This is a genomic window from Haloleucobacter albus (genome assembly GCF_052492075.1).
In genome coordinates, this window is the sequence record NZ_JBQWAS010000020.1 from 1 (window position 1) to 11866 (window position 11866).

Consider the following 11866-nt stretch of genomic DNA (forward strand, 5'->3'; position numbering starts at 1 on the left):
GCATAATCCTCGCTCCAGTCGAACTGGAAGGCCTCGCCAGGCTGGAAAACCAAAGGCACGAACGTCCCGCGCCCGCTGGTCTGCTGTTCATACTGAAGCTCGCTCCGCCATCGCCGCGCAAAGGCGGCCACCCGGTTATAGTGTAACCCGCAAGATCATATGTCAGTGTCGTGATAACTGGGAATAAGCGGGAATTGGCGGGAGTGAGCGGGATAACAGTTTGTTTGCGCGGGATATTCACGGCCACATATGGTCGCAAACCCTCAATGCGCAAACGACAGATCATTTGTCAGTGATTAGCCAATTTTCCGAACTGTGACGGCCTGCGCGCAAAATCATATGGCATGGTGCCTAGAGGCAGTCTCACTTCACCGTCAATGGCATAAGGCCGCAGAATGCCCCAGAGGAGGCAATTTGCCATCGTCACAGTTTCCGGAGTTTTCGGACCATTTTGACGCGAGGTTGCGCGCAGTTCCATATTAGCGCTCTTATTCTGCGAACTTTATGAAATCTCATTTCCAATCAATGCCCTACATGCATCAAACTGTGACGCTTACTCGGGAATGTGGTCATGAAAAGCACCTGCCAGCATGCACAAAGTGCGAACTTGGACTTTTTTAGAAAATTCATATCAAGAAGTTATTTTCTAATAAAATAAGCAGTATATAAATTTATTTTTCCGCAAATAAATCATATTTTATTTTATGAAATAATTATTCAGAAATTTATATTTTAATATACACCTGCAATCTAATTTATTCTGAATATTTGTGATCGAATGTTGCGTGAAATTCCATCGACAGGCTTCCGGTATGGTCTCCATCGGGTGCCAGCTACAATGCGCCGGAAAACGTACCATTGGATGAAGCGTGCCTTCTGCTGTTCTTTCATCCAAGTATGATGCGCCAGAAAGCGGGTGATATGCCCATTGCAACCGGAAGGAGGAGCGATCTGCTGAAGGAGGTCTTCTTCGGAGAAGGGGTTCTGCCCTGCTGACATACATCCGGCGAAGTGGCGCGTCATATGGCCAACGGGAACGGCTTTCCATTGTGCATAGCGCACCACGAGTTCAGCGATCAGAAGTTTAAATAGCAGGGCGCTTTCTCTTGGCCCGCCAACTTCACATGCCTCCATTCTCTTTTTGAAATATAGCGGAAACGTACCGGCTGGCAGCTCTGGAAGGGCAAAGTGGGCGCGCTCACAATGGGAGCCTTGAACCAGCTTATCCCGCGCTGCTTCCGGTAGGGCAGATATATGGCATTCAACGCCGCCCCCACGTCCAGTGCGCGCTCGCACTGATTCCGGTTTTTCATGCCCTATTCTTCGGATCAGACGGGAGCAGTTTTCGCGTGTGGTGGGGATATCGGGGAGGCAGGCGGCTGCGAGTTCCGCAGCCGACCACCATTCCTTGTCATGATATTTGCTCAATGTCGGTTTCCGAATCTTTGGAGGGCTTGAGCCAATTCATCAAGTTCCGGCAGAGATACGCCCGGTGGTATGATTTCACGCAACTGATACATCGCATCATTCAGGCCGACTTCCTTGTCAAACCGGACAATCCGCATCAGAGGCAACAGCCACGGCGGCGCTGTATTGTCTGGTAGCTTGCGGTCGGGCGTGTCGATGGTCCGCCGCTGGACTGCCTGCCCTGGAGGCGCGATGATGCGGGCAATCAGAGCGTCAAATGCGCGTCCTGGTAAACTGGAGAAGTGGAACTCGTACTGCTCACCACCTCGTCCCAGGCCATGACGAACTGTCCAGTCATCGGTACGCGCACGGCGCAGAAGGCCCTGCCGCGTACAGGGCAGACCGGGCAATTCCAGCGCCAGAAGGTCACTGACTGAGAACCATTCCTTGAGCTGGCGCTCATGCCGGTATGCCTGAATGAGCGCCGCTTCGAGATATCGCAAACGCATTTTCAAACCGGACCATTCGTCTGCTGCGATGGTCACTGTAAGGGGGAATGCATCGTCCATGATGCCCTCGTCCTGAGAGGAAACGAAAAAGGCGGGGCCACGCCCCGCCTTGCTTCATCATCGGGGCTCAGCCCGCAGCGGCTATGTCGCCATCGGTGATGGGCACCGACTCTGTCAGGTCGGGAACCTGTGCCCCGGCTTCCTCTCTGGCGCGTTCTGCATCATTGTACTCTACAACGAACTTCAGGCACTCGTATCTTCGTTCTGCTGTCAGTGCGGCAGCTTTTGCCTGATCGCGCTCCTTCTCCAGTTCTCTTGCGTTTTGGGTGCGCGACCTGACGAGATGGGACACGCTCTCAAGCGAATCTCTCATCGCATATGCGATGTGACTGAAGCCCGCGCGCACATCAGGCGGGTCCAGAAGGTCCCTGTCCGCGCTGCCTAAAACGGCACCCAGTGCATCGGCGACGTCTTTCAGGATGCAGAGAGCCTCCATAGGGTCGTCTTTGGCGTAGTTGGGCAGGATATTCATCACATGCCCTCCTGCATGAGGCCGAGGGCGCGGAAAGCGCGGGCGAAGGGGCGAGTGCCCGTGACGGGCTGGGGGCGCACGGTGGCGAGCCGGGTTGGATGACCTACCGGGGTGTGCAGGGCATAGCCCTGCACAGTGGGGCGGGTCTGGCCTTCAACGGGCGCGCGGGTTCTGACTACTGATGAAAACAGCTTCCGGCATGGGGTCTATCCTTGCTGGTAGTTAGGCCGAACGTGGTGGTGCAAACACCGCGTTCGGCTGATGTATATTGATACGTATCATACGTAATGACGTCAAGAGGAATTGACGGATCATCCGTAATCAACGTATCCATCCGATATGGAACGGAAACCCACCCGCTTTGAAATCAGACTGCCCACTGAACTTGGCGATGGCATTGATGACTGGCGTCGTCGCCAAAGTGACGTTCCCAATCGTGCAGAAGCCGCACGTCGCTTGATCGAGCTTGGCTTGGCGTCTGCGGCATCTGAGACAGCCTCGCATAAAGAGCCGCCGTTGGCGCTTCCTGCCCCCAAGGACGAGAAGTAGGCGCTCACTGGCGCTCTGTTGCGGGCGCTCATGGCGCTCTGAAGATGTGGCGGAGGCGAGGCCGTAACCCCTCGCGCAGGCCGATACTGGGGGGACGGTTGCCGAGGCAATGTCTCTCCGCCACCTGTTTTCGTTACCCGGCATACGCGCTGCCTGTCAAATGCGCGCTTAGAAACTGCCCTGAATATTTCACTGAAACAGGCATCGTGGTGACTTGTTTCACCATGTCTGTTTTATGGTGACTTGAGGCACCCTGTATTCACTGACTGAAATGTGCCTGCCCCCTAGGCCAGTGCGTCCTTTCAGTATGAATGATGCGGGGCTGAGCATGTCTGTTCAAAACAATGACATTGATATTGATGGGCTGGATGCGCCAAAGCTGCGCGAAATGCTGCGACTGCTGCTTCAGTCTGGTCAGAAGAATGCCGAAAGCAGCAAAGATGCGATCCAATTGGTTTGCCATACCCATGCGGACCTGATGGCAGCCTTCAGCAAGGCATCCAAGGATTGCGAGAGCCTTGAGGGGCTGCCGGAGGATGCGCAGGACGCCGTTGTGCAATGGGCCAATACTTTGCTGGGCACACTGCTGGAGAGCTGTGACCGGGTTCGCACGGCCTGTGAGGATTGGGTGTCTGCAAGAGATGACGCAGCCTTTGGTTTGGCGACAGAACTGACGCTGTTTCGCGCCAATACCACCGTTCCATCCACAAAGAGCCGCTCCAAGCCTCGCCCGCGCAAAGTGAATATGCGGGTGCTTGGGCTGCCGCATTGAAGACGGGTCTGCCGTTTGTGCTCGGCCCCTCCGTGCGCATTCCGAAAATTAAAGGGGCATTGAAAGCCGCCTGCGGGCACCGGGAAGGCGCGAGCTATCCGAGTGCCAAACCGGGACGGAAGGCCGCTCACGCCCTTTCCATTCGATTTTGAATTTCCAGAGACGTTGGTGGGTAAGCATGAATGAATCGCCTTGTCCCTTGTGGGATGAAATCGCCGAGGTCATTGGGACTGACGCAGCCCTGAAGCTGTTTGAGGCGCGGGGCGGCGGGCGTGTCTTTATTCCCGCACATGCTCCGGACGGGCATTGGATGGTGGAACTTCTGGGCCGCGAGAGCGCTGATGCGCTGTGCGGTTATTTCCAACAACTGTCGTCAGCAGGGCGCGAACGCGGGTTCGTTCTTGATTTGCCACGCGGGCCCACTGGCGTCGTGGCCGCGACTGTCATCCCATCATTGCAGTCTGCTCGCCGCAAAATGGAAGAAGCGCTTGCCGCCGGGAAATCCGCAGATGAGGCCGCGCGCATCAGCGGTCTGACGCGCCGCACCGGATATCGCACGCTCCAGCGTCTTCGGCAGAAAAAGCAGTCAAATCATAACCGTTAAACGACAATGAGGTCGTCATGCTGGTCAATAGCAGTAACCTTGACCTTGTCTCCAAAGGTTTCCAAGAGGTTTTCAGTGGCGCTTTTGAAGCCACGCCCTCACATATTGGCACCATTGCCATGAATGTGACATCGACCGCAGCGGAAGAGAACTACGCTTGGCTTGGCCAGTTCCCGGAGTTGCGGGAGTGGGTGGGTGACCGTGTGGTAAAAAACCTGCACGCCCATGGCTTTACGATCAAGAACAAGAAGTTTGAAAGCACCGTATCTGTTCAGCGCGATGATGTGGCGGATGACAAGTACGGTATTTACAAGCCCATGTTTTCAGAGATGGGGCGCACAACCAAGCTTCATCCGGACAAGATTGCCTTCTCTCTCCTGAAAAGCGGTTTCACCACATCGTGCTATGATGGCCAGCCTTTCTTTGACACGCGTTCGACCGAGATTGATGGCGCGGTTCAGCAATTCAGCAATGTTCAGGAAGGGGAAGGCCCGGCATGGTTCCTGCTGGATGCCTCGCGCGGGGTGAAGCCGCTGGTGTGGCAGGAGCGTGAGGGATATGAGTTCCAGTCCCTCAATGACCTGACCGATAAGCGTGTCTTCATGACGGATACCTTCCTCTACGGTATCCGTGCCCGTGTAAATTGCGGGTTTGGTCTCTGGCAACTGGCCTTTGGCTCCAAGAAGCCCCTGACTGCCGCCAACTATGCCTCCGCCCGCGCGGCCATGTGTGCCCTCACTGGCGATCAGGGCCATATCCTTGGCATCACCCCAACCCATCTGATTGCCCCGCCCAGCCTTGAGGAGGATGCGCGAACGCTGCTGTTGGGCGAGAACCACAGTGGCACGTCCAATATCTGGGCCAAATCAGCCGAGCTGATTGTAACGCCCCATGTCGCGTGAGGAGGTGATGAAGATGGAAAATGTTGCCTTTGGCATGGGTGTGATTGCCAGTGAAGTGGCTGGCCTCAATTCCAGCGGAGACATTCCGGCCACCATCAAGGTTGCCCCGGCTGGCCGGGTCACCACGCGGGACGGACGCTCCTACCAGTTCGATCCGGCATTGCTGGTCTCGCGTTTTCAGGCGGATGGGATCGACCTGCCGGTTGATCTGGATCATGCCACATCGCGCCGCGCTGCCATGGGTGAGCGGGCTGATGCCGTGGGCTGGGTCAAGAACCTTCATGCCAAGGCAGACGGCATCTATGCCCAGGTGGACTGGCTTGAGGGTGGCAAGGCCGTGCTGGCAGCGCGCACGCACCGCTATATCTCTCCCACCTTCAAGCATGATCCGGGCGGGGCAGCCACATGGCTGCATTCTGTCGCTCTGGTTACGGCTCCGGCTCTTTCCATGCCTGCCGTTGCGGATGCTTCACCGGCTGTGCCCTCACAATTTATGGGGCAACTGGCAGGCGCACTGGGTCTGGATCAGGCCATGGCTGATGAAAGCGCGGTTCTGGCAGCGGTCGCAAGGCTTATGGCCAAGCATGAAACGGCCATGTCGGGCCTTGCCAGCACGGTGACCCAGCTCAATGCCCAGCGTAATGAGATGCGCCAGTCTCAGGTGGAAATGAAGGTTGAGGACTGCCTGAAACAGGGTGTGTTTCCGCCAGCCATGCGGGAATGGGCACTGGAGCTGTGCTCGACCAATGAGGAATCCTTCGATCACTTTGTCTCGAAGATCGGCACACCTCTGGCGCACCTGTTCGCCCCGGCGATCACGCCGGACATGGAAGCCCGGATGCATGCCTCCCGGTTCGGGACTGAGGCCTTATCTGATGCTGCCGCCTCAGTTGGCCGGGTGTTGGGTGTGAACCCCGACCGGCTGCGCTGAGTTTTTCACCCCGCTTCGAAAGGACAGGAAAATGTCTGCCCTGAAGTCAGATCGAGATACCCATTCGCGCGTCGGGGTTCTGTATTGCATCCCGGCTGTGGCCTCGAAAAAATTCTATGCCGGTGCCCTGCTGTGCGTGAATGCCAATGGTCTGGGCACACCGGGCTCAACGGCAACCGGGCTGCGGGGCATTGGCCGAGTCACCCGGCAGGCTGTCAGCACAGAGACAGCCGGTGAAGTTCTGGTGGACTATGACCGGGGCATCTTTGCCTTCAACAATTCCACTGGTGATGACGCCATCACGCGGGCTCACATCGGCCAGACCTGTTTTGTGGTGGATGATTGCACGGTGGCCAAGACGGATGGCGAGGCCACCCGCTCACCAGCCGGCATCGTGGATGACGTGGATGCAAAGGGCGTCTGGGTCAGGTTCTGAAACAAGCGGAGTCGGATGAATGAGCGCCCTTGATGTCGCGATGCGCCTGACGCTGGTCAATCAGTTGTCCGGCCCCGCCAAAACTGCACAGAAGGATTTGCAGGAACTCTCCGGCGCAGCAAAAGCGCTGGGAGTTGGCACGGGTGGTGCCGGAAAGCTGGCTGGCGATCTTGGCAAAATCGCACCTGCGGCCAATCGTGCCGAGAAAGAGGTGCGTGAACTGGAGCGCGCCATCGGCAAGGCTGGCGCTGGTGGGGCCGCTGGTGTTGGCAAGGCTACCGCTGAAATCCAGAAGATCGTACCTGCGGCTGACCGGGCCGAGAAAGAGGCGCGTGAACTGGAGCGCGCCATCGGCAAGGCTGGCGCTGGTGGGGCCGCTGGTGTTGGCAAGGCTACCGCTGAAATCCAGAAGATCGTACCTGCGGCTGACCGGGCCGAGAAAGAGGTGCGTGAACTGACCAATGCCGTTCGTGCCCTCAATGGAACAGGCACCGGCAAACTGGTGGGTGACCTCAACAAGGCAGCGGCAGCAGTTGGCGCAGTTCGACCGGGCGCGCATGGGGCAGGTTCTGCGGGTGGTATTTCCGGCAGCAATACCAAAATGGACACGGCCCGTGATGTTGCGATTGGCTTGGGCGCACCGGCTATTCCCGGCATGACGATGGCGGGAGGGCTTGCCGCAGGTGGCATTCTGGCCGTGGGGCTCGCTCTCAAGGGGGCAGCCTCACATGCCATGTCCTTTGAAGATGCAATGGCGGATGTCCGCAAGGCCGTGGATGGCTCCCCGGAGCAAATCGACAAGCTGGGGCGGGATATCCTCAAGCTCACCCGCACTGTGCCTCTCGCCAAGGAAGAACTTGCCGCACTTGTCGCTCAGGCAGGGTTTGCGGGCCGCCCAACCGAGGACCTTGCACGGTTTGCTGTCTATGGTGCCAAGGCGGCGGTCGCCTTCGGGATGGGGGCGGAAGAGGCGGGCGATTCGCTGGCCAAGTTGGCCAATGTCTGGAAGCTCAATCAGGAAGGCATTGAGGACTTTGGTGATTCCATCAATGTTCTGGCAGATACAGGCGCGGCCAAGGAGCGGGACATCATCTCGTTCCTGACGGATATTGGCGATATCCCTAAAACATTCGGGCTGGCCAAACATGAAGCGGCGGCACTCGGTGCAACCCTTCTGGCCCTTGGAAAGCCGCCTAGCGTGGCCGCGACCGGCGTCAAATATCTGCTGGGCAGTTTCCACACAGCAACCTCTCAAGGCAAAAAGTTCAAGGCCGCCCTGAAGGAAATAGGTCTCAACGCCGCGCAGTTGGAAAAGAACATCCGTGACAACCCATTGCAGGCGCTTCTGGATGTTCTGGAGCGCATCGACAAGCTGGACCCGCAAAAAAGAACGAAGGTTCAACTGGGGCTCGCCGGGCAGGAGCATGCCGATACCCTCGGCAGTCTGGCAGCTTCCCAGGAAGATTACAAAGCGTCGCTGGGCAATATTTCAGACCCTGAGAAGCGCGCAGGCTCTGTTGATAAGGCATTCAAGGTTGATGACGACAAAACATCTTCCAGTGTGAAGAAGATGAACAATGCATTCGGAGAACTCGGGGCCAATATCGGCCCTGCTATCACGGCTGGGATTGATGCATTTGCTGAAATGACCGCGCGGGATATTAAGGACTTCAATGACGCCATTTACTGGATGAAAGACCAGTACCGGGCTTTGACAGGCGGAGATAAGCCCGCAGAGCACCCCGTTGTCGATGCCGCTCGCAAGAACAAGACGGCACAGGACAATCTGGCTGCCGCAGAAACCTCTGCCGCGCGGGGCGGGCCGGGCAGCAAGCATGCGCTGCGCCTCGCCAAGGAAGAAGCTGTACAGGCCGCCAAAGCCGTTGAAGACGCCATGAGGCTGCCGGGTGCTGAGGAAGCGCTGCGCGCAGCGATGACCGGTTGCAATAACACCTTGACCGTTGAGGGGGCGAAAGCGGTCCATGAGGCGCAGGGCATCGCCAACCAGATCAGGGCCGCGCTCTCATTCACCGCGCAGCCCGTGATCTCGCCGGTCTTTTCGGCACCGAGTGTTCCGCAATGGCCGCGAGCAACAGATGGATCTCCAATGCCTCCGGCCTATAAACCCGCGCCTGCTCAAAACGGCTCCCCCCCGCGCCCGGCACCCCAAAAAAAGGCCAGCCTGGGGGGCAGCCGCACCTTCGCCCAGAACAACACCTTCCACATCACCGGCAGCAATCCGGAGGCCACGGCCCGCGCCATTGAGCAGCGGCTGGCGCGCCTCGGCAACAACGCCAATGCGCTCACGGATACCGCATGATTAGATATAGTATTTAAGTGACCCATGCCGCAGCGAGCTGACTGACATTTGATCTGGCGCGCGCTGACATTCGATTTTGCGCGCTACAACTGGATAGATAGCCTCTAAGCGGGCCTCTGCTGCTTCCTATATGCTTCCTAGATGGAAATTCTAGGAAGCATCTTTTCTTCTAAGTCATTGGGATTATTGGTGAGCCCGTTGGGATTCGAACCCAAGACCCTATGATTAAAAGACACGAGATAATATGATTTTCAGGCAATTTTTCGTAATTGGGAAGCTGCGAAAGGCGCCTATTTCATATTGAATAACAACACATAATTATATACACCCTCTGTCTGTTTTGGTCGGAAGGCATCAGAAGGCATCAGCTTTTGGCTTCCCATGATCTTCCCAGTTTCCCAGGCAGAGACCCCATGAAGCTCACGGAAAAAGCACTTGCCCAGCTTGCTCTGCCCGATGGCGTTGCAGACAGGATCTGGTTCGATGATGATCTGCCGGGGTTCGGCCTGCGCATCCGCAGCGGCGGCAAGCGGACATGGATTGTCCAGTACAAGCAGGGCGGCAAACAACGCCGCATGACCCTGGGCACCGTCGATCTGGCTGGCAGGAACGGAAAGCATGGCAGCCTCAATCTGGTCACGGCACGCAAAACAGCCAAGGACATATTGGCCAGTGTCCATCTGGGCCATGATCCCCAGGGTGAAAAAGTCGAAACCCGCAGCCAGGCCGGCAGGACTCTGGCTGCGATTGTGCCCGACTATCTTTCACATCTGAGGGCAAAAGGTCGTTCGCCAAGATATATTGCTGAGGTGGAGCGGCACCTTCTGGTTGGCTTCAGGCCATTGGGCGAGATCCAGATCAGCAGGATCGCCCGTGAGACGGTGTCGTCGCGCCTGCGTGAGATCGCTACGGGTCTGGGACAGGACAGTGACGGCAGGAACAAGGGTGGACTGACGGCTTCCAACCGGGCGCGTGCGGCCCTGTCCGCATTGTATTCATGGGCCATCGGGGAAGGGCTGGCCGACAATAATCCTGTTGTTGGCACCAACAAGGCCACGGAGGAAACCCGGCGAGACCGTGTCCTCACCCCTGAAGAACTGGTTGCAGTCTGGCTGGCCTGTGGGGATGAGCACGGAAAGCCGGTTGGGGATTATGGCCGCATCGTTCGCCTGCTGATCCTGACCGGCCAGCGAAGGGATGAGATTGCATCCATGTCGGCCTCTGAACTGGTCCCGGCAGAGCGGAGCGGAACCAACCGGCCAACTTTACTTCTTCCCGGCTCACGCACCAAGAACAAGCTTCCGCATGAGGTCCCGCTGTCGCCTCCAGCATTTGATCTTGTCATGGAAGCCCTTGAGATGCGTGGCTGGATCGAGGATGGCAATGGCAGTCTGGTTCCGCGTGAGCATGTGTTCGGTCGCGGACAGGGTGGGTTTTCCGGCTGGAGCAAGGCCAAGGCACATCTGGATCAAAAGCTGGCGGATATGGCCAGGGCTGGAAAGGGACCACATGTTGCGCCTTGGCGCATTCATGACCTGCGCCGCACCATGGCGACCAGCATGGGTGAGCTCGGCATTCAGCCTCATGTGGTGGAGGCGGTCCTCAACCACATCAGCGGCTCGAAGGCGGGTGTGGCCGGTATTTATAATCGCGCCACATACCGGAAGGAAAAGGCCGAGGCGCTGGAGCTGTGGGCAGATCATGTCCTGAAGATTTCAGCCATCCCATTCGGGTCATTCGCCTGATTTCTGGAGAGCGGCTGAAATACGGTGTCCCGACTGTCCCAGTGTCCCGGATGAACAGAAGGCCACTGGAACAAGGGTTTACATCTATGAGTATGGGACACAAACACATAGATATACGTGTCCCATTGTGGCCTTTTGGGACACCATGCCCTTGATCCGGGCCTCTTTGCCCATGGTCTGCCGGGAGAGTGAAGATGGTTCGACGTGCTCCAGATGCCCCGCTGACACCGCGCACGGACAGGCGGGAGCGCGTGGATGTGGCGGTCTTCAATCCTGACGCATTACCTGTCTGGGCAGCACAATGGGAGCCGGTTGAGAGAGCATGGCTTCCTGATGGAGGAACGATATCAGATACTGCCCGGCAAGAGATTGAGCAGGTCGTGAATGCCTATATCAGGCGGGAGAGCATTGCGCGGAATGTCCATTTCCAGCGCGACATTGCCGAACGGATCAATCGATTGCGCAAAGCTACGGCAACCTTTGCGACAGCCCTTGCGGCCTTCAGTCAGGGTGAGGGGTCGCAGGAGGCACGTTCCAGGCTGACAACCCGTCTGGTGGCGGACGCAGGGGATGAGCCGCATCTGGAACGAGTGCCCCGCGATCTTCGTGACCTCATCCATGCTGCTGACATGGCATTGGCCCACCTGAATGAGGATGGCACCACGCCAGACAGCAATGCCGATACGGAATTCCTTGACGTGCGCCCATTCAGGAAATGGGATGCCTGGGAGGTCATGATCCAAGGGCTCCATGAGGTAGCCCGAAAACATGGACTGCCAGTAGCCATCGATAATCACAAGATCGGTGACGGCGATCCTGTGCCGTTCATTGATGCCATCATGGCCATTGAGGCAACCCTGCCGAAAGAGTTTCAGCGCTATGATACCAGAGCTTCTCTCGCCAAGGCTGTATTGCGTATCATTCGCAATGGGCGGGATGGCGATGAATGATCGCAGTTGAGTGAATCAACAATGTGTCGATATCGTTTCAATCGAATAAATACATCAAGATTTCCATAATATATAGGGGTTAATCTCAATAATTGAGCGTGTTTCCTTTTGCGATTAAGATTGTGTCTCTGATATTTTAAATATATTGCTCTCTCTTTAGGGGTTGGGTGGGTAATGTAATACATAAATACGTATCGATAAAATCAGAG

11 protein-coding genes are annotated in these 11866 nt (G+C 56.9%); 8 read left to right on the top strand and 3 right to left on the bottom strand.

What is annotated here, in order from left to right; genetic code table 11:
• Nucleotides 1-750 precede the first annotated feature (750 nt).
• The 3 genes from ACT6QH_RS04055 to ACT6QH_RS04065 all read right to left on the bottom strand — a co-directional run bounded on the left by ACT6QH_RS04055 (nucleotide 751) and on the right by ACT6QH_RS04065 (nucleotide 2448).
• Nucleotides 751-1428, bottom strand: coding sequence for a MerR family transcriptional regulator (locus ACT6QH_RS04055; protein WP_444973537.1), 678 nt, complete (start codon nucleotides 1426-1428; stop codon nucleotides 751-753).
• Complete coding sequence (locus ACT6QH_RS04060; protein WP_444973538.1) at nucleotides 1425-1976, bottom strand: DNA-binding protein; 552 nt, start codon at nucleotides 1974-1976, stop codon at nucleotides 1425-1427. The genes ACT6QH_RS04055 and ACT6QH_RS04060 overlap by 4 nt, the downstream gene beginning before the upstream one ends.
• 67 nt (nucleotides 1977-2043) lie before the next feature.
• Nucleotides 2044-2448, bottom strand: coding sequence for a hypothetical protein (locus ACT6QH_RS04065; RefSeq protein ID WP_444973539.1), 405 nt, complete (start codon nucleotides 2446-2448; stop codon nucleotides 2044-2046).
• Between the two features lie 877 nt (nucleotides 2449-3325).
• Here ACT6QH_RS04065 and ACT6QH_RS04070 point away from each other — a divergent pair.
• The 8 genes from ACT6QH_RS04070 (at nucleotide 3326) to ACT6QH_RS04105 (ending at nucleotide 11657) form a co-directional block, all read left to right on the top strand.
• On the top strand, nucleotides 3326-3769 hold the full coding sequence (locus ACT6QH_RS04070; RefSeq protein ID WP_444973540.1) for a hypothetical protein: 444 nt from the start codon (nucleotides 3326-3328) through the stop codon (nucleotides 3767-3769).
• A gap of 199 nt (nucleotides 3770-3968) precedes the next feature.
• On the top strand, nucleotides 3969-4373 hold the full coding sequence (locus tag ACT6QH_RS04075) for a hypothetical protein (protein WP_444973541.1): 405 nt from the start codon (nucleotides 3969-3971) through the stop codon (nucleotides 4371-4373).
• Between the two features lie 17 nt (nucleotides 4374-4390).
• Nucleotides 4391-5275, top strand: a complete 885-nt coding sequence (locus tag ACT6QH_RS04080) for a Mu-like prophage major head subunit gpT family protein (RefSeq protein ID WP_444973542.1) — start codon at nucleotides 4391-4393, stop codon at nucleotides 5273-5275.
• A gap of 13 nt (nucleotides 5276-5288) precedes the next feature.
• Nucleotides 5289-6206 carry a phage protease gene (locus ACT6QH_RS04085; protein WP_444973543.1) on the top strand — a complete coding sequence of 306 codons (918 nt, stop codon included), beginning with the start codon at nucleotides 5289-5291 and terminating at the stop codon, nucleotides 6204-6206.
• 31 nt (nucleotides 6207-6237) lie between these two features.
• Nucleotides 6238-6642, top strand: a complete 405-nt coding sequence (locus ACT6QH_RS04090) for a hypothetical protein (RefSeq protein WP_444973544.1) — start codon at nucleotides 6238-6240, stop codon at nucleotides 6640-6642.
• 19 nt (nucleotides 6643-6661) lie between these two features.
• Nucleotides 6662-8962 carry a phage tail tape measure protein gene (locus tag ACT6QH_RS04095; RefSeq protein WP_444973545.1) on the top strand — a complete coding sequence of 767 codons (2301 nt, stop codon included), beginning with the start codon at nucleotides 6662-6664 and terminating at the stop codon, nucleotides 8960-8962.
• A 413-nt stretch (nucleotides 8963-9375) separates the two neighbouring features.
• Nucleotides 9376-10707, top strand: coding sequence for a tyrosine-type recombinase/integrase (locus tag ACT6QH_RS04100; RefSeq protein WP_444973546.1), 1332 nt, complete (start codon nucleotides 9376-9378; stop codon nucleotides 10705-10707).
• A 251-nt stretch (nucleotides 10708-10958) separates the two neighbouring features.
• Entirely contained in the window at nucleotides 10959-11657 is a 699-nt protein-coding gene (locus tag ACT6QH_RS04105) for a hypothetical protein (protein ID WP_444973547.1), read from the top strand.
• Nucleotides 11658-11866 lie beyond the last annotated feature (209 nt).

Bases quoted from the DNA above. Each gene is read 5' to 3' on its own strand.
- ACT6QH_RS04100 (WP_444973546.1), top strand. From the start codon at position 9,376: ATGAAGCTCACGGAAAAAGCACTTGCCCAGCTTGCTCTGCCCGATGGC.
- ACT6QH_RS04085 (WP_444973543.1), top strand. From the start codon at position 5,289: ATGGAAAATGTTGCCTTTGGCATGGGTGTGATTGCCAGTGAAGTGGCT.
- ACT6QH_RS04060 (WP_444973538.1), bottom strand. From the start codon at position 1,976: ATGGACGATGCATTCCCCCTTACAGTGACCATCGCAGCAGACGAATGG.
- ACT6QH_RS04080 (WP_444973542.1), top strand. From the start codon at position 4,391: ATGCTGGTCAATAGCAGTAACCTTGACCTTGTCTCCAAAGGTTTCCAA.
- ACT6QH_RS04065 (WP_444973539.1), bottom strand. From the start codon at position 2,448: ATGAATATCCTGCCCAACTACGCCAAAGACGACCCTATGGAGGCTCTC.
- ACT6QH_RS04095 (WP_444973545.1), top strand. From the start codon at position 6,662: ATGAGCGCCCTTGATGTCGCGATGCGCCTGACGCTGGTCAATCAGTTG.
- ACT6QH_RS04090 (WP_444973544.1), top strand. From the start codon at position 6,238: ATGTCTGCCCTGAAGTCAGATCGAGATACCCATTCGCGCGTCGGGGTT.
- ACT6QH_RS04070 (WP_444973540.1), top strand. From the start codon at position 3,326: ATGTCTGTTCAAAACAATGACATTGATATTGATGGGCTGGATGCGCCA.